At 67.3% G+C, this 16111-nt stretch carries 17 protein-coding genes; 10 read left to right on the top strand and 7 right to left on the bottom strand.

Features of this window, described 5'->3' with window-relative positions; translation table 11 throughout:
- Positions 1–130: 130 nt before the first annotated feature.
- Both ABC766_RS18615 and ABC766_RS18610 read left to right on the top strand, forming a co-directional pair.
- The gene (locus tag ABC766_RS18615; RefSeq protein ID WP_043356830.1) at positions 131–946 is read left to right on the top strand and encodes a transglutaminase-like domain-containing protein; all 816 of its coding nucleotides are present in this window, start codon (positions 131–133) and stop codon (positions 944–946) included.
- A gap of 292 nt (positions 947–1238) precedes the next feature.
- Positions 1239–2300, top strand: coding sequence for a YihY/virulence factor BrkB family protein (locus tag ABC766_RS18610; protein ID WP_043356828.1), 1062 nt, complete (start codon positions 1239–1241; stop codon positions 2298–2300).
- A 101-nt stretch (positions 2301–2401) separates the two neighbouring features.
- On the opposite strand, the gene ABC766_RS18605 is transcribed toward ABC766_RS18610, so the two are convergent.
- Positions 2402–2680, bottom strand: coding sequence for a hypothetical protein (locus ABC766_RS18605; protein ID WP_043356826.1), 279 nt, complete (start codon positions 2678–2680; stop codon positions 2402–2404).
- Positions 2681–2952: 272 nt separating this feature from the next.
- Between ABC766_RS18605 and ABC766_RS18600 the strand changes: the two genes are divergently transcribed.
- Entirely contained in the window at positions 2953–3162 is a 210-nt protein-coding gene (locus tag ABC766_RS18600) for a cold-shock protein (RefSeq protein WP_043356824.1), read from the top strand.
- A 144-nt stretch (positions 3163–3306) separates the two neighbouring features.
- Here the strand turns inward: ABC766_RS18600 and ABC766_RS18595 are convergent, their stop codons facing one another.
- Entirely contained in the window at positions 3307–3522 is a 216-nt protein-coding gene (locus tag ABC766_RS18595) for a hypothetical protein (protein ID WP_244538926.1), read from the bottom strand.
- Positions 3523–3857: 335 nt separating this feature from the next.
- Between ABC766_RS18595 and ABC766_RS18590 the strand changes: the two genes are divergently transcribed.
- A complete protein-coding gene (locus tag ABC766_RS18590) occupies positions 3858–4211 on the top strand; it encodes a hypothetical protein (RefSeq protein ID WP_043383977.1) in 354 nt (117 codons plus the stop codon).
- On the opposite strand, the gene ABC766_RS18585 is transcribed toward ABC766_RS18590, so the two are convergent.
- The 4 genes from ABC766_RS18585 to ABC766_RS18570 all read right to left on the bottom strand — a co-directional run bounded on the left by ABC766_RS18585 (position 4186) and on the right by ABC766_RS18570 (position 8576).
- On the bottom strand, positions 4186–4575 hold the full coding sequence (locus ABC766_RS18585; RefSeq protein WP_043356817.1) for a TIGR02300 family protein: 390 nt from the start codon (positions 4573–4575) through the stop codon (positions 4186–4188). The genes ABC766_RS18590 and ABC766_RS18585 overlap by 26 nt on opposite strands.
- Before the next feature lie 442 nt (positions 4576–5017).
- Positions 5018–5941: a cobalamin-dependent protein gene (locus ABC766_RS18580; RefSeq protein WP_083936174.1), complete on the bottom strand. Its 924-nt coding sequence runs from the start codon at positions 5939–5941 to the stop codon at positions 5018–5020.
- 193 nt (positions 5942–6134) lie between these two features.
- Positions 6135–6611 carry a BLUF domain-containing protein gene (locus ABC766_RS18575; RefSeq protein WP_345819202.1) on the bottom strand — a complete coding sequence of 159 codons (477 nt, stop codon included), beginning with the start codon at positions 6609–6611 and terminating at the stop codon, positions 6135–6137.
- A 516-nt stretch (positions 6612–7127) separates the two neighbouring features.
- Positions 7128–8576 (bottom strand): DUF1254 domain-containing protein, encoded by a 1449-nt coding sequence (locus ABC766_RS18570; protein WP_345819201.1) that lies wholly within the window; start codon positions 8574–8576, stop codon positions 7128–7130.
- Between the two features lie 734 nt (positions 8577–9310).
- On the opposite strand from ABC766_RS18570, the gene ABC766_RS18565 reads away from it, so the two are divergent.
- From ABC766_RS18565 to ABC766_RS18555, 3 genes are all read left to right on the top strand, one after another.
- Positions 9311–9796: a response regulator gene (locus tag ABC766_RS18565; protein ID WP_078947140.1), complete on the top strand. Its 486-nt coding sequence runs from the start codon at positions 9311–9313 to the stop codon at positions 9794–9796.
- A gap of 986 nt (positions 9797–10782) precedes the next feature.
- Positions 10783–11370 carry a phasin family protein gene (locus tag ABC766_RS18560; protein WP_342142825.1) on the top strand — a complete coding sequence of 196 codons (588 nt, stop codon included), beginning with the start codon at positions 10783–10785 and terminating at the stop codon, positions 11368–11370.
- Positions 11371–11511: 141 nt separating this feature from the next.
- Positions 11512–11757: a hypothetical protein gene (locus ABC766_RS18555; RefSeq protein ID WP_043356801.1), complete on the top strand. Its 246-nt coding sequence runs from the start codon at positions 11512–11514 to the stop codon at positions 11755–11757.
- A gap of 386 nt (positions 11758–12143) precedes the next feature.
- On the opposite strand, the gene ABC766_RS18550 is transcribed toward ABC766_RS18555, so the two are convergent.
- Positions 12144–12365: a hypothetical protein gene (locus ABC766_RS18550; protein ID WP_251982472.1), complete on the bottom strand. Its 222-nt coding sequence runs from the start codon at positions 12363–12365 to the stop codon at positions 12144–12146.
- Between the two features lie 331 nt (positions 12366–12696).
- On the opposite strand from ABC766_RS18550, the gene ABC766_RS18545 reads away from it, so the two are divergent.
- The 3 genes from ABC766_RS18545 (at position 12697) to ABC766_RS18535 (ending at position 16030) form a co-directional block, all read left to right on the top strand.
- The gene (locus ABC766_RS18545; RefSeq protein ID WP_345819199.1) at positions 12697–13770 is read left to right on the top strand and encodes an ABC transporter permease; all 1074 of its coding nucleotides are present in this window, start codon (positions 12697–12699) and stop codon (positions 13768–13770) included.
- Complete coding sequence (locus ABC766_RS18540) at positions 13767–14513, top strand: ABC transporter ATP-binding protein (RefSeq protein ID WP_345819198.1); 747 nt, start codon at positions 13767–13769, stop codon at positions 14511–14513. Before ABC766_RS18545 ends, ABC766_RS18540 begins: the two co-directional genes overlap by 4 nt.
- Positions 14514–14809: 296 nt before the next feature.
- Entirely contained in the window at positions 14810–16030 is a 1221-nt protein-coding gene (locus tag ABC766_RS18535; protein WP_345819197.1) for an ATP-grasp domain-containing protein, read from the top strand.
- Positions 16031–16111 lie beyond the last annotated feature (81 nt).

Here is a 16111-nt window from a genome sequence, read left to right as displayed (position 1 = left end):
GCTCCGGGCGCCTCATCCTCGTGACGGATGCGTTGGCTCGCAGGGCGATCGCGCCGACGAGGGCCCTGCGAAATTCGTCCTGTCGGCATGACCCGCGCCGATCTCGCGGTTGCCATCGAGGAGAGAGCACATGCGCATTCTTGTCGGCTGCGAGATGACTTACGAGTTTCCGCAGCCCACGCCCGTCATCGCGACGCTCAACGTCCACGCATCGCGCTTCCCTGACCTCGAACGGCCCGATTACCTGATCACGAGCCCGGCCGTTCCCCTGGAGGGCTATCGCGACAGCTTCGGGAATTGGTGCTCCCGTATGGTCGCTCCGGCGGGGCGCTTCATGCTCAAGACCGACACGGTCGTGCGGGACCACGGCAGCGGGGATCTGCAGGAACTCGACGCTCCGGAGATCCCGGTCGAGAAGCTGCCTTCGGACAGCGTGCTGTTTCTCCTCGGCAGCCGGTACTGCGAGACGGATCGCCTCTCCGCCATCGCGTGGGATCTGTTCGGACATGTCCCGCCCGGCTGGGGACGGGTGCAGGCGATCTGCGACTATGTGCATGATCGGATCGCCTTCGGGTATGAGCACGCGCGTGCAACCCGCACGGCCTTCGATGTCTTCGAGGAGCAGCGGGGCGTCTGCCGCGACTATGCGCATTTGGCGATCGCGTTCTGCCGCTGCCTCAACATCCCGACGCGCTACTGCAACGGCTATGTCAGCGACATCGGCCTGCCGCTGCCGCATGCGCCCGGTGATTTCGCCGCCTGGATGGAAGTTTATCTCGGTGGCCGTTGGCATACCTTCGACCCTCGCAACAACAGCTCCCGGATCGGCCGGATCCTGATCGCCTATGGGCGCGACGCCGCGGACGTGCCGTTGACGCTCACCTTCGGGCCCAACGATCTCACCGGGTTTCGCGTGACGACGGAAGAAGCGCCCGGCCCGGCCTGAACCGGCGCCGTATCGAAGCCGAGCACAGCCGATTCAGCCGATCGACCGCAGGATGGTGGCGCTGCGGCGTCGCGCCGCCGTTGATCTGACAAGGCAGGAACGGGCGGGCGACCCGGCTTCCCGGCCGGCGCGCTCCGTGTCCGTTGCGGGACCTCGGGCGGGCCTCGACGCATGGCGATGATGGGCCTGACGCCGAAGGTCTGCTTCAATGCGGCGCAACGGCCGACGCGATTGGCGGCCGGCCGGAACGACGTAGAGTGCGCCCGGGTCAAGGCGCTGCGCAGGATCCCTCGTGAGCCCGGACCAGAACCACGACGAGGGCGAGGACGAGGGCGAGGATTGGCGCTCCGTCAGCACGCGCCGGCCTGACACGGGAAGCCTCAGCCGCGCCCGGAGCCGCGCGCGCGAACCCGGTCGCGGGCGAACCGCGGATGATCCGGCCCAGATCCCGGCCCTGGGGTGGAAGGACGTCCTCTGGAGGATCCTGTACTCCTTCCCGCGCGACCGCATCTTCACCACGGCCGGGGGCGTCGCCTTCTTCACCCTTCTGTCGACCTTCCCGGCTTTGGCGACCATCGTGTCGGTCTACAGCCTGTTTTCCGACCCGCACGTCATCAGCGAGCACCTGAGCCTCCTCTCGGGCGTCCTGCCGAGCGGCGTCCTCGCCCTCCTGTCCGACCAGCTCATACGCGTCGCCCAGCAGAGCGCCGGCGCGCTCAGCACGGCCTCGCTGGTGAGCGTGTTGATCGCCTTCTGGAGTGCGAACTCGGGCGTGAGCGCCCTCTTCGATGCGCTCAATGTGATCTACAGGGAGCGGGAGAAGCGTTCGCTGGTGCGCTTCTATGCCACCACCTTCCTGTTCACGTTGAGCGGCATCGTGTTCGCCCTGACGGCCACCGGATTGGTCGTCATCCTGCCGCTCGCGCTCGACCAGCTCGGCCTGGGCGTGCTGACCGACGTCACGCTGCGCCTCGTGCGCTGGCCGGGGCTGCTGATCCTCGTCAGCCTCGGCCTGGCCGTGACGTATCGGTACGGACCCAGCCGGCGCGAGGCCAAGTGGCGGTGGGTGAGTTGGGGCGGCGTCGCCGCGGCCATCACCTGGGTTTGTGCCTCGGTCTCGTTCTCCTGGTACGTGGCCAGCTTCGACAGCTACAACAGGATCTACGGTTCGCTCGGCGCAGGCGTCGGGTTCATGACGTGGATCTGGTTCTCGGTCGTGATCGTGCTTCTGGGGGCCAAGTTGAACGCCGAGATCGAACGCCAGACGGCGCGCGACAGCACGCGGGGGCAGCCGAAGCCGCTCGGCTCGCGCGAGGCCCATGCGGCCGACACCATCGGACCGACCGAGGGCTGAATGGGGTGCCGGCACGGTCAAGAGGACCGGCCTGAATCTCGGGCCTGTCGCAGGCGTCGGGATCTCACGCCCGGCTGAGCGTCACGCGCGAAAAGCCGCGCTCACGGATCCGGCGACGGCTCGTCCTCAATCAGCGCGATCGAGGTGGCGATCGGACCGTCCAGGGGTCCCACATGGGCTATGAAGCGGGCCCGCGACCAGAGTTCGACGCGGTCTCCGTCGCTCAGGCAGAGGGCACGTTCCGTCGCGTCCGCGTCGCTGGCGGCCTCGATCGGGATGGTCGACCTGACGCTCCCATCCGGCGCGAACCGGTAGGCCCGGTACGGCGAGAGCGCACAGGACGAATGGCGCCTGGCCGGGAAGCTTACGACGTCTGCCATTCGCGCCTGCCCGCTCCCGTTGTGAACACCAGCCCCAAGCTGCTGGCGCTCGAGGCACGCGATCCGTCGACCGGCATCCTGCGCCTCCCTGAGCCGCAATGATAGCCCAGATGATGGGCGGCCGGAGCGAACCCGGAAAACGCCGTCACGGTTCGTGCGGTCGTCGGTTCAACGCCGCCTGATCGGTGCCGCGCATGGAACGGTCGGCTGATCCGGCCGGTTCGAAGCTCACGGCGTGCCGCGTTGGCGCGCCGACGACCAGGGTTAACGCTATGGCTACCGGCACAGTGAAGTGGTTCAACGAGACCAAGGGCTATGGCTTCATCCAGCCCGACGACGGCGGCAAGGACGTGTTCGTCCACATCTCGGCGGTCGAGCGCGCCGGGATGCGCAACCTGATCGAGGGGCAGAAGATCTCCTACGACGTCGAAGCCGACCGGCGCAGTGGCAAGGAGAGCGCCGCCAACCTGAAGGGCGCCTGAGCCGTCCTTCGTGGGGATCACAGCCGGCGCGCGCCGTTGGGCATCGGCTGACCAGATCCGCCTAACATCAGCATCGCGGGCCGAGTCGGGTATCGGCTTGCGGTGCTGAAGCGACGACCTGTGCGGGACCGCTCGCCACCGATGTCACCGCGCCGGGACCGCCCCGCCCCGGCTCACCAGGGTGGCCTCCCGGTCGGAGGCCTTCCACACCGGCAGCGACCCCTCGCGAACGAACATGGCGAAGGCCTCCGCCACCGCTCCTCGGTCGAAGGCTTGCGCCCCGTCCACCGCGCGACCGACGATGCAGGCCGCGTCGGGAGCCTCTGCGACGGGTGGCCGGCTCTCCAACGAGAACAGCACGCCCGACCGATCCGGCCTCAGGTCATCCGGCAGGGCTCCGATCTTGCGCCACAGGCAATCCCAGCGGGCGCAGGCCTCCGGGCGCTCGGGGTAGATCCCGCACGCCGTGCCGGTGTTGTGGCGGCACAGGATCCCCGCGGGCTTGTCGAGGGCCTTGATCTCCAGGGCTCGACAGCAGACCGTGCAGGAGCCGCAGGATCGGCCTTGTGCGAGAGCCGCGGTGTTCCGTGGGGTGCCCCCCCGGCGACCGCCTTGCCCTTGGGGCTCCTTGATGATCAGGGTGTCCTCGCTGTCACGTCGTTGCGGCCTGTCGCGCGCGGTATGGGACGTCGCCGATGTCGGACGATGCCACGCTCTGGGATCTCGTAACCGCCGAGCGCATCGCCATCGAGGACGTCGGTGCCGCCATCGACGTCTACCTCGCGGAACCGACGACGCAGAATCATCCGATCGGGCCGGACCATAGTCTCGATCTGGCTGCGGCCGTCGCGGCGCACGCCTTCGCGTCCGCGACCGTGGTCGATCCTGACAGCGACGAGCCGTCCCGTCGCATGGCGGTGCGATCGGCCCTGCTCATGGGCCGCCCGACGGCCCGATCGATCGGCCGCCGAGACCCTGCGAGAGATCAGCGTTCGGCGGATCGGGCGATCCGCTTGAGCGCGGCTACTGATCGTCCTCGTCGTCGTTGACCTCGATCAGGTCGCTGGTGTCCTCGTCGTCCTCGTCGACCACGAGGGTGTCATCCTCGACCGTGTCGCCGTCGTCCTCGATATCGAGCGTGTCATCGCTCTCGGTATCGGTGTCCTTGTCGGCTTCCTCGGCCTCGGCCTCATCCAGTGACACGAGTTCCGGCCCGTCCGTCTCCTCCTCATCGTCGACCGGCGTCTCCTTGCGCGCCACCACGGGTGCGGCCGCTCGGGCGGAGGACGGCGACACGGAGGTGGGGACGACCTCGCCCGAGTAGGGCGAGATCACGGGGGTCTTGTTGAGGTCGTAGAACTTCTTGCCCGTCACCGGGCAAATGCGCTTCGTACCAAGGTCCGGACGTGCCACTGCGACTCTCCAAAAGGACGTTCCACGCTGGACGGGCAGCGCACTCTCCGGCTCGTCTATCATAGATGGCGGCGGATCACCCTGCCCAACGCGAGTCTGGATCGGATCCGGGCAGCGGCTTGCCCGCCCGCAGACGTCCCGCTGCCGGTGACGGCCTGGCTGCCCCCGCGAGGGGGCAGACACGCGCCCGACCGACCGCTTGAACGTCGGCTCTCGGACGCCGCCATTCCCAGGCCGCCCGGCAACGTCGCCCCGGGGTAGTCAGCGGCCCCTGGCCCTTCGCCAGACGGCACAGGGACCGTCTTCGGGCCGCCCCAGTCGGCCGCCTCGCGCCCGTCCCCTGAGAGCGATACCGAGGCTCGATCGGCCGGATGCCGGGGGGCAGGCTGACCCCTCAGAGCCGCAGGGAGGCTGATGGGGCCTTGCTTCTCCTGCGCCGGTGTCAGGCCCCGCACTCGGTCGCAACCGCGTCTGCTCCTGACGTCCCGGCCTCGTCGGCCGCAAGATCGAGCAGTCGTTGCGCGAGTAGCACCGCCGTCGCCGCGTCCACCGCGGATGCGTCCGCTCCGACCCGTTGGACGAGGTCCGGCTGCTGCAGAAACATCGGTCCTCCGACCATCACGCAGATGGCTCGGTTGCACGACGCATCGCGCACGGAGCGGATCGCCGTGGCGAGCTGGTCGACGCGCGTCTCGCTGCTGAGCGTCAGCCCGACGACGCCGAACCATTCGGACGCCACCAGAGCGGCGATCTCCTCTGGACTGGAGGAGAGGCCGATCGACACGGCCCAGCCTGCCCGACGCAGGAATTGCTCGACGATCCGCACGCCGAACGTGTGCTGTTCACCTGGAGCGCCCATCAGGAGCAGACGACGCCGATCATCGCGCGAGGCGGTCCCCGGCGCGGCTCGGAAACGCGCGACGAGCCGTTGGAGACGGGCCACCCCCGTGGTGACCTCGACGAAGTCGCACAGATCCTCGTCCCACATCCGGCCCAAGAGAGCCGCGGAGGGGGCCAGAAGATCGAGGAACAGGCGATCGACAGGGTGGCCGGCCGCCACCAGGGCCGAGAAAGCCTCGATGACGGCCCCATCGTCCGTCGCGAGCGTGAGATCGGTGAAGGCCGCGATCTGTCCCGCGTCTGGTTTGAAGGCGGGTATGGCTCCCTCGGTCCCCAAACCGCGATGGCGCAGAACCAATTGCGGGATGATCTCGGTCTGGACGACCTGCCCCAGGGCCAGGCAGCGCTCGCGTGCGGCCTCGGCGGCACGCTTGCGCGCATAGAGCCGACGAGCCTCGGTCGCACGTTCGGTATCGTGCGGGAGACCGTCGCCTCCCAGATGGTCGGACGAACCGAAATTCTGCATCGTCCCCCCCTGGCGCCACAGCGTCGGCGGCCTTGCTGGCCTATCGATCGCTGCGCAGCATGAGAACTGTAGTCGGCGAGGATGTAAAGGCTAAGTCAAATTTCCTATGATAAGACAACGCAGCCCGGCTCGGTCGAAAGAAAAAGTTTTGCGCGCGGGTGAGACAACGGTCGGGATCGACTGGCTGGCCCGATCAGCTTCGTCCCAGCGAATCGAGCGGTCCCGAATCGAGTTGTTTGAGAATCCGCTTGAGGGCCGCGATGTTGCTCTTGTCTTCGGCGCTTTCAAGCGCGTCCGTCAGGACCATGCGGATGTCCTCGGCTTCGACCTTCTCCATTTCCCAGTTCGGATAGAGACGCTCTCGCTCTTCCTCGCTCTGGCTCAGCGAAACGACATCGTAATGGCGCGAATCGCCATGCAGGCGCGCGATCAGCTTGTGTATCTGGGCAGCCGGCCCCTCGATCCACTGGAAGAAGACGCCGCTGCCGAACACCAGGACCCCGGTGATGCCATGCGCGAGATTGTGGAGCTGGGCCGCCTTGACGATGCGGCCGACCTCGGCGTCGTCGACGCCGTCCGCGGCACGGCTGCAATAGACGAAATGATACAGCGCGGGCAGCGGGACTTCGTTCAACTCAGCGCCGCGTGGAATGCCGTATTCATCGAACATGAGCGGGCTCTTTCCGTCTATGCCAAGCAGGGCGTTCCCCCCGGCGCGTCAGCGGCAGGATAGCGCAACGAACCGGATTTGGCATTGAGCTTGGTCACCCCGGCCATCACGCGGACACCGAAGGTGCTGCGGATCGACCGGCCATCAGCGTGCTCACCCGCGATCAGGCCGATGCGGTGACGACGAAGCGGGCCTGTCACGGGCCTGCCATTGGCCTGCCATGGGTCGTGTGCAGGCGCGGAACCGACGTCGGCTTCCCTGCCTGGCGGTCCGAAAGCGGTCGGACCGCTCTCGCCCTGAGCGGCCCTGCAGGTTTCGACCCAACTCGGTCGTCAGGACCGCGTTCGTCTCGTCCTCAAAGGAGACGTTTGCCTGCGGTAAAGCGACTTCGGCTCGGGGTGGGGAGCCGGCCTTCAGCGGGGCGGTCGCAACGGACTGCGTCACCGTCGCAGGCGGACGTTCGCGGATTGGATCTTATGGAGCGCTGCCTCTCGGGCAGGGATCCGGCCGTGCGGCCTAGAGCGTGGCGCTGGAGCTGCGGGTGACCGGCGGCGGCGCCCAGGAGCCGTTCAGGAGGACGTCCTTCGGCCAGTAGGTGCGGAGCATCAGGATGAAAGGCCCGGCCGGGGCAGGGAGCCAGTTCGCCTCCCGCTGCGCGCCAGGGCTCTCATGCTGGATGAGGAGATCAACCGAGCCGTCCGGGTTGGACTTGAGGCTGTCGCGCGGGCTCAATGAATAGCGGTTGATCGGGTTCTCGACGAAAAAGTAGTCCGCGTCATACATCGTCAGCGACCAGAAGCCGTTGACGGGCGGTAGCTCGCCGGCCGGGAAACGCATCACGTAGGTCGAGGCGCCGGTCAGCCGACGGCCCGCGGCATCAACCGTGGCCACCGGGTAGACTGCGTCCTGCGGCAAGTTGCAGCCGAGCCCGACCGCCGTCACCAGAGCGCGTTGCAGGTAATCCTTGCCGTAATCCCCGCCGTTGGTCGTGAAGGTCCAGCCGTTTACGTGCTGTCCCGCCGCCTTCATGTGCCCCATGATGCGAGGAATGGCCTCCTTCGGCGCCTGCGCGATTGCCGCGCGGGTGGCAGGCGGCAGGCGTGCGGGATCGAAGGGCTGGCCCGGCACGATGCCGAGTGAGGCCATCTTGGCGACCGGAACCCCATCGGCGAGCGCCGGCGCGTTGTCCTTCATCAGAGTGGCCAGCATGTTGAAGTAGGTCGTCGCATCCATGCGGTTGACCTGCTCGCGCACCGCCGTCTTCGTGTCGACGCTCGGATCGACGCGCCCCGGAGGCGGTGTGTACGGCTTGCCGGCCGCGCTCGCCGGGATGAGCCGGTACTGGTCCTGCAGCGCGTGCACGGCACTATAATCCTCGGGAGCCCCCGTGCAGTAGGTCCGGCCAAGGATCCAGATCAGGTTAGTCGGCGCCTGGATCAGCTTGGCGCCGGACGGCACGCTGCCGCTCCAGCCGGGTCCGGCGATGAAGTAGGTTTGTGGCCCGGTTCCCGTCGTGCGCTTGCCCGGCACGGCGAACACGTTCGTCCAGGCGCTCAGCATCGGCATGAGATAGTATCGGCCGTCCTCCTCCGGGATGCTGAGAAGGTGGGGCTCTGTCCCGACATCGATGAAGGCGCTGGAGTACAGAGTATCCGCGTTTGGTGCGGTGACGGCCCGGAACTTCGCGTCTGGATATTCGCGCAGATTGGCGAATTGGCCCATCGGGGCGTTCTTGCCCTCAGGCGCCGCCACATTGGTGAGCACGCGCCGGGTCATCTCCATGGTGACGAGCGGGTAGCCGTAGATATAGGCGTCCGTCGCCAGCTCGATCGGATCGGCCACCGCGTTGTTGCCGATGAGTGGCGCGTCCTGGGCCGTGCTCTGAGCCCGGGCGAGAGGCAGGCCCGAGCCGACGAACGGGATCGTCGCGGCGCCGGCGGCGAAGATCCGTCTGGTGACATCCATGACCGTCTCCTCGGAATTGCCCGCACAGGCAGGCGGCTTCAGGAAAAATCTCGATCCCCCAGACGCGCCGAATGCAGCGCCCTCTCGCCGGACCGGCTTTGCCGACCGTCAGAACAGAGAAACCGTCGAGAGCCACATCGGATCGCGGCGCGCGGCAGCATACCGAAGCTGAGCACGGCAGCTTGACCGAATGGGACAGCGGCTTGGTTCGACCCGGAAGCGCACTGTGTGTCTGACAGTCCAGTAAGGCTTGTCCTAGCGGAACGCTCCAGTTCGAAGCGGTCACAAACGGCGGTCTGCTGAAGGCGCCCCATAGCGAACCGGCGGAGTTGGTCTTCATCCGCATGCCCAATCTTTACCGGTGGGATCGGCTGCTTGGGATCGTGAGCAAGCGGGAGGGCAAGGCCCGCTCAACGTCTCTGCGCCCTGGAACAGACCGGCAGAAACTCACCCCGCGCGGTCCGTCCGCTGCCGACCCATGTCGGCCCTTCGGCCCGCTGTTGGACGCCCCGAAAGCAGGGGCGTCCACAGAAGCCATTCGGGCCGTCCGGCAAGTTCGGCTCTGGGCGAAAGGCGGCCGGACCAGGGCGCGCCCTCGGGTGACGCGCTGCCACAACCAAGGTCATCGCGCCCGGCGGACAATTGGCGCATAAGGGGGAATCACTGGCTTCGGACCCGGCCGTCAGTGCCTGAGAGCAGCGAGCGCTCCCGCCCTGATCACGCGGAGCATGTCTGTGTCTGACAGCAGGCCTTTAGCCATCCTCATCGCCGAGGCCGATGAACTTGTCCGTATGGTCACGGCCGACATGCTGGAGGATGTTGGCTTTCAGGCCATAGAGGTCCGCACAGCCGCCGAGGCGCTGGCGGTGCTCGAAGGACCGACCCCGGTGAGCATGCTGGTGACGGGGCGCGGCATCGTGGGTGATGGTGTGGCCCTTGCCCACCTCGTTCATCACCGTTGGCCCGCTGTCGGCATCATTGTCACCTCGGGAGCCGGATCGGATCTTCAGCGGGCGCTGCCGCCGGGCACACGCCTGCTCAGCAAGCCCTACGACTTTGCAGACCTCATCCACGAGGTGGACGCCGGCCTCGCACAGGTGCAGGAGGCGCCCGCAACCGCCCCCGTATTGCCGAGCGGAGTACCGCCTCACAGGGGAGTGAACCTGGGCAACGGCCTGGGAACCGTTGCCGGCCCCTCGACCGAGCCGGACAAGACGTAACCCCTGCTTCCATCACGGCCAGGTCTGAAGCCCGTCAGTTTGGCCGAGGCGATGTTCGGTTTGATGCGTCGTCGCTCGCAGGCAGACGAGCGCAAACCCGCCCGTCTCGCCGATCCGGCGTCCTTCGTTGGCGTCTCCGAAGCGGACAGGGCCCGCTGCCGGTCCGCGACCTTTCGAACGCCTCGATCACCACGGAGCTCCGGAAGCAGGCCGAGCGCGAGGCCACCCGGGGCGACCTGGCCACCCGCGCGCGGAACACGGCTGCGATCGAGAGGGCGCTCGATACCGCCGGCGGGACCGCCGACGACCGGACGCTCGTGCTCGACCGCATGGCCAAGCTCGTCGCGATCACCGCGTGCGACGGCGAGCGCGTGCCGAGCGTCGGAGAGGAGGCCGGCGGTTTCCGGCGCGGGTCACGATCGCTCCGGCAAGGGTCGACGTCCTGGCGGCCGAGCTTCGCGAGACGGACCCGCGGAACGTCAGACGGCAGGCGCCGAATGGCCGCTCGACGCCCACGCCGAGGCCCGCGGCGGCTCCGCTGACGGGCGATCTCGGGCGGTTCTCCCGACCGGGGCCGGACTACAGCTTGACCATGACCGGCGGCGTCGACCGCGAGGATCGTGCCGCTGACGACCGCTACGCGGCAGCCCGGGCCTCCTGAGCGCCTCGCAAGCCGTTGGCGACCACGGGACGGCCTGCGCCCAATACGCCGTCGCGGTCTCACGCGACCCACCCGACCGCAGTGCATCCTGCCGAAACTTTTATTGTGCAGCGCAATCAGCGACTTATCATTTAAGTATCTCCGTTCTGGAAAATCACGGATCATTATTTGGATCAAATCTTCATCTCAGACATTGTTTATATGATCCGGCGCACGATTTAAATGAGGCGCAATAAGAGGGATAAATAACTATCCCCGCATGCCGATTGGCATCTGAATTTCGCAGAGCAGACATCGCCAATCGATTATAGGACAGGAATTTACAATGACATCCAATCAAAACACTGACCAGAACAGGCACAACAGGCAGTTCGACAAGGCCGCCGAGACCCTGAAGGCCAACGCCGACAAGTCCGCCGAGCAGACCACACAATTCGCCGACGCCGCTCGCGACGGTGTGAACAAGCTCGTCGATCTCAACGAGCGCGCCGCGGAGAACACCCAGCACATCGTGCAGAAAGGCGTCGAGACGGCCTCGCACCAAGCGCGCCAAGCCGCGGATCGCTTCAGCCGCACCCTCGGCTACACGGGCGAGGGCAGCGAGCGCTTGGCTCGGCAGTCCAAGCAGAACATGGAAGCGGTCGTTCGCTGCGGGACCGTGATCACCCAGGCCTTCCAGGACACGTCACGGATCTGGCTTTCGCTGAGCCAGAAGCAGTGGCAGCGCAACCTCGACGGCCTGAACAAGCTGGCTCGCGCCAAATCGGTGCAGGAGTACTCCGCGATCCAGAGCGAGCTCGTCCGTGAGGGACTGCAATCCATGGTTCAGGACGGCAAAGCCATCTCCGAGACCTCGGCCCGCGCCATCGAGGAGGCCGGCAAGACCTTCTCCGGCATCGCGCAGCAGGGCTGAGCGCGCGTGCGCTGAGACGCCGGACCGAAGGTCGAGCGATCCTCCTCGATCCGGCAATCAACCCGAGGGCGGTCGCTTCGGCCGCCCTTTTCGTTTGTCGCAGTCGCGTCGGTTCTCGCGCGGCGTGGCTCGGAGTGCGCGATGTACAACCCCTATGCCGTGACCCTGCTCGCTCTCGAGGCGCAAAGGGTCGTCGAACTTCGGCTTGTGAAACTCGCCTTGGGCGGTGCCGACGGTCAGCTTGAGGCGCACCGAATGGTCAGCGAGAAGATCAGCGCTTTCATCGAGGCCTCGGGCACCTTGATGACCGGAGGTTCTGTCGACGTGGTTGTCGCCCGCTATCGTGAGCACGTGGCTGCGAACGAGAAGCGTCTCACGGCGACCTGATCGGGATTGGCCGGCAATCGCCTTCGGGCAATCCGTGAGGCTCACGCAGCGCGCACAGACGTTGGAGCCGGGCGTGTCGCCGCCGCAGCCGCGTCTGCGTCTTCCAAACCCTTGCCCAGAAGCAGGCTGTCGCAAAACCACCCGACTGAGACACTCGGTGACCTGTCGGAGCAGGGCCGGAAACGGCTTACCCGAGTCGGCGCGCCTGACCAGGTGAAACGCACACGCAGCCCATGGCCCGACTGAGGCGGGCGAGAGACTGTGACCCTGCAGAGGGCCGCGACACACAAGGTAGGCTCCGGTGATCGTCGTGCAGAAGCGCTCACCGCCGGGGCCTCGACGCGGCGGCGACAGCAGGTCCGGCTCCCTTCAGCCACGGCTCGGATTCAGTCCGGACACCTGTAGATGTCGGCCTCGAAATCCCCGTCCCCCTGGGTCATGTGCCAGACGCCGCCCCGCTGGCGCGTAAAGACGATGTCCGATCCCATCGTGATGCCGCTGCGAAACCGGCACGCGACGCCGAAGATGAGCCTGCTCCCTTCGCCGCGCCTGGTCTTTATCGCGCATGTTCCGCCCGCGTACGTGATCTGCTGCGGTGTGATCGTCACCCTCAGGCTCGGGGGATCGGTCCTGTCGCCACGGCATGGCCGGTTCTGCAGGTATCGCCCCTCGAAAGCGTCTTCTGCGCAAGCGCGGGAGCCGACCAGGACCATCGCTGCCGCCGCCCCGGCGACACACCACGCGCGGCCCATATCGCCCTCCAGATCAAGATCAAGTTGAATGTGGATACAGAGTCACGGCGCCGCAATTGATCCATATCAATCTCATTACTGGCAATTTATGCTGATTTTTACATGACAATGGCACATATCGAGCACGCGAATGCCGCTTGTCATGACGCTGGCGCTCCGAAATCTACTTCAGGATCGGCTTCGGTTCGTGGCCGCCGTCATCGGGATCGTGCTCTCGGTCGTCCTCATCCTGGTGCAGATGGGCTTGTTCTACGGCTTCGGGCGGATGGTGACGCTGATCGTCGATCACACCGCAGCCGATCTCTGGATCGTCTCGAAAGGAACGCAGTACTTCGAGGACATCTCGATTCTCGACGCGGAGATGCGCCAGGAGCTGAGCGCCGTCGACGGGGTGTCGGAGGCCGTCCCGGTGGTGGCGGGCTTCTCGGCTTGGCTGCCGCCGGACGGCGGATTGATCGGGATCTTCATCATCGCGTCCGACCCGGTCGGTGGCCTGGCGCCGTGGAACATCGTGGAGGGTGGCCTCGACGATCTCGCGACCGCCGGCACCGTGTCGCTCGAACGGTCCTACGCAGACCAGCTGGGCGTGTCTGCGCGCGGCGAGACGGCACAGGTTCGCGGGCACCCGGTGACGGTCGGGGCGGTCACCTCCGGCCTGCGCTCCTTCACGACGCGGCCCTACGTCTTCACCGATTTCCGCAGCGCCCGATCCTATGTCGGATTACCGGCCAATCTGGTCACGTACTTTCTCATCCGGGCGAAGCCGGGGGCCGACATCGCGCGCATCCGGCAGGAGGCGCAGGCGCGTGTCTCCGGCATGGAGGCGCTCACGCCGGAACAGTTTCGCGCGCGGTCCCTGAATTTCTGGCTCTACCGGACGGGGGCCGGCGCGGCTCTCGTCGCGGGCGCCCTGCTCTCCATCATCGTCGGGACCGTCATCATCGCGCAGACGCTCTACTCCAGCACGAAGGAGCACCTCTACGAATTTGCGATGGTCCGGGCGATCGGTGCCTCCAACCGATACATCTACAGGGTCATCGCCTTCCAGGCGCTCGTGAACGCGCTGATCGGTCTCTCGGTGGCGACCGTGATCAGTATCGGGGTCGAGCGTCTGACCGCGACGAGCGTCGCCCCGGTCGTGATTACGCCCGCCTTGGTGGCGGTCGCCTTCGCCCTCACGCTCCTCATGTGCGTCGCCTCCGGCATCGCCTCCATCGTCCGGATCATCCGGGTCGATCCCGCGAGCGTGCTCACCCGATGAGTGCCGCGATCGAAGCCGCGCGGGTGTGCAAGACCTACGGGCAGGGGCCGACGCGCGTCGAGGCGGTGCGGGCGCTCGACCTTGTCGTCCGCGCCCACGAGTTGACGGTCCTGGTCGGGCCCTCGGGCAGCGGCAAGACGACCCTGCTGTCCATCCTGGGCTGCATGTTGACGCCCACGAGCGGGACCGTGCGGGTCTGCGGCGTCCCGACCGGCGACGCCCGGCCGGAGGCGCTGGCGGCCATCCGGTGGCGGCACATCGGCTTTGTCTTCCAATCCTACCATCTGTTCTCCACGCTCACCGCGGCGGAGAACGTCCAGCTCGCCCTCGATATCCGCAGCGAGCGCGGACCCGGGGCGACCGCGAAGAGCGCCGCGGTCCTCGCCGATGTCGGCCTCTCCGCCAAGCTGAACGCGTTCCCGCGCGAGCTGAGCGGCGGCGAGCAGCAGCGCGTCGCGATCGCGCGGGCGCTGGTCGCGGATCCGTCCGTCATCCTCGCGGATGAGCCGACGGCCGCTCTCGACTCGGAAAACGGTCGGGCGATCATGGCCATCCTGTCATCGGCGGCGAAGCAGCGCGGGCGGGCCGTCCTCGTCGTGACGCACGACGCGCGTCTCTTCCGCTTCGCCGATCGGATCGTGCACATCGAGGACGGGGCGATCACGCGCGAGGAACGGCCGGACGCGGACGACTGCGAGACGCGTGCCCGGACCGTGGGTTCGCAGAGGGCCGGCCGCCCATGATCGACAGGCGGCAGAATCATCGCGGCCGGGCGGGCGCGGCGCGCGGCAGGTGGTCTTCTGGACGTCCGCGAGCCCGGGGCGCGGTGGCTTCGCGACCGGCCATGCGTACCCCCGCCGCGACAGCGGTGTCCGTCTGCTCGTCCCGGCGAGGCGCCCGTATCCGGACCATAACGGGCCTCCGCCATCGGCGCGTCCTGGCGCGGACGGACGCTCTGCCCTGAAGGCATCGACACGGGCATCGACGGCCTCGGCGCGATGGGCATGCCGCCGAGCATCCTGGAGGCGACGAGCACCGCATGCGCGTTCTCCTGACCGAGGGCAGCAGCACGTCTGCGCGCCAAGCCATCACGGCCCTGGCGCTCGCCGGGCACGAGGTCGCCTACTGCGATCCGGCCCGGATCTGCCTTGGGCGGTTCTCGCGCTTGGTCGTCCGCCGCTATCGCTGCCCGCCCCTCGGCACGGATCCGGAGGGGTTTCGACACTTCCTCCACGAGACGCTCTCGCGGGAGAGATTCGATGTCCTCCTGCCCATCCACGAGCAGGGATACCTCGTCGCCCGCTTGGCCGACGAACTGCGCCCGCGGGTTGCGTTCGCGGTTCCGGCCTTCGAAAGCTACGAGCGCGTCCTGACGAAGCTCGGTTTTCGCGGCCTGCTGACCGAGCTCGGCCTGCAACAGCCCCCAACACATTTGCTCGACGATCCGCGCAGCCTCGCCCAGCACGCGGCCTACCCGTTCGTCGTGAAGGCCGCCCTGGGCACGGCGAGCCGCAGCACCTGGTTGATCCGTTGCGAGGCGGACCGGGACCGTGCCGCGGCCGAACTCGCGCATGTAGCGACCCCGGGCGAGCCGATCCTCGTGCAGGCATGGGTGTCCGCGCCCCTCGAGCAGGCGCAGGCCGTCTTCCAGGAGGGGCGGCTCGTCGGGTTCCACGCCACGCGCAGGCTCGTCGAGGGAGCAGGCGGCGGCGCGGCGCTCAAAGAAGGCGTTCATCGCCCCAATGTCGCCAGCGATCTTGCAAAGATCGGCTCCCATCTGTCCTGGCACGGCGCATTGTCCGTCGATTACTTCACGGACGACCGCGGTGAGCGCCCGCTCTACATCGATGGCAACCCGCGCCTCGTCGAGCCGATGGCCGCCAGCCTCGCGGGCCTCAACCTTGCGGACCTGCTGGTCCGCGTATCTGCCGGTCACAGCATCGCGCACGGCCGCATGGGTCGGCCGGGGGTGCGCACGCGGCTCGCCCTGCAAGTCCTCCTCGGCGCGGCGCTTCGGGGCGCCCGCCGGCGGAACCTCGTCGCGTCGCTCCTGCAGTTTGTCGGCCGCCCAGGACCCTTCGCGCAGGCGCGCGAAGAATTGACGCCGGTGCGTCTCGATCCCTTGAGCGTCCTGCCGGTGGTGGGTGCGGCGCTCATGCTCCTCGCGCGGCCGGCCTGCGCCGGAGCGATGGTGCGGCAGGGATGGGGCGCTCACCTCCTGACACCCGAAGCGATGCGGCACATTCGAGATCTGGCCTAAGCCTCCAGCTCGCCCGACCCGGGCCGCCCAATCTCTGCATTGTATTGGCCGCCAATTCCGCACCGATACACCGGCCCAATT

Source organism: Methylobacterium fujisawaense (assembly GCF_039619325.1).
Lineage (GTDB): Bacteria > Pseudomonadota > Alphaproteobacteria > Rhizobiales > Beijerinckiaceae > Methylobacterium > Methylobacterium fujisawaense.
Note: the sequence above shows the minus strand (reverse complement) of the source record. Positions and strands in the feature narration are given on the sequence as shown.

Bases quoted from the DNA above. Each gene is read 5' to 3' on its own strand.
- ABC766_RS18615 (WP_043356830.1), top strand. From the start codon at position 131: ATGCGCATTCTTGTCGGCTGCGAGATGACTTACGAGTTTCCGCAGCCC.
- ABC766_RS18605 (WP_043356826.1), bottom strand. From the start codon at position 2,680: ATGGCAGACGTCGTAAGCTTCCCGGCCAGGCGCCATTCGTCCTGTGCG.
- ABC766_RS18600 (WP_043356824.1), top strand. From the start codon at position 2,953: ATGGCTACCGGCACAGTGAAGTGGTTCAACGAGACCAAGGGCTATGGC.
- ABC766_RS18590 (WP_043383977.1), top strand. From the start codon at position 3,858: ATGTCGGACGATGCCACGCTCTGGGATCTCGTAACCGCCGAGCGCATC.
- ABC766_RS18580 (WP_083936174.1), bottom strand. From the start codon at position 5,941: ATGCAGAATTTCGGTTCGTCCGACCATCTGGGAGGCGACGGTCTCCCG.
- ABC766_RS18575 (WP_345819202.1), bottom strand. From the start codon at position 6,611: ATGTTCGATGAATACGGCATTCCACGCGGCGCTGAGTTGAACGAAGTC.
- ABC766_RS18570 (WP_345819201.1), bottom strand. From the start codon at position 8,576: ATGGATGTCACCAGACGGATCTTCGCCGCCGGCGCCGCGACGATCCCG.
- ABC766_RS18560 (WP_342142825.1), top strand. From the start codon at position 10,783: ATGACATCCAATCAAAACACTGACCAGAACAGGCACAACAGGCAGTTC.
- ABC766_RS18555 (WP_043356801.1), top strand. From the start codon at position 11,512: ATGTACAACCCCTATGCCGTGACCCTGCTCGCTCTCGAGGCGCAAAGG.
- ABC766_RS18540 (WP_345819198.1), top strand. From the start codon at position 13,767: ATGAGTGCCGCGATCGAAGCCGCGCGGGTGTGCAAGACCTACGGGCAG.
- ABC766_RS18535 (WP_345819197.1), top strand. From the start codon at position 14,810: ATGCGCGTTCTCCTGACCGAGGGCAGCAGCACGTCTGCGCGCCAAGCC.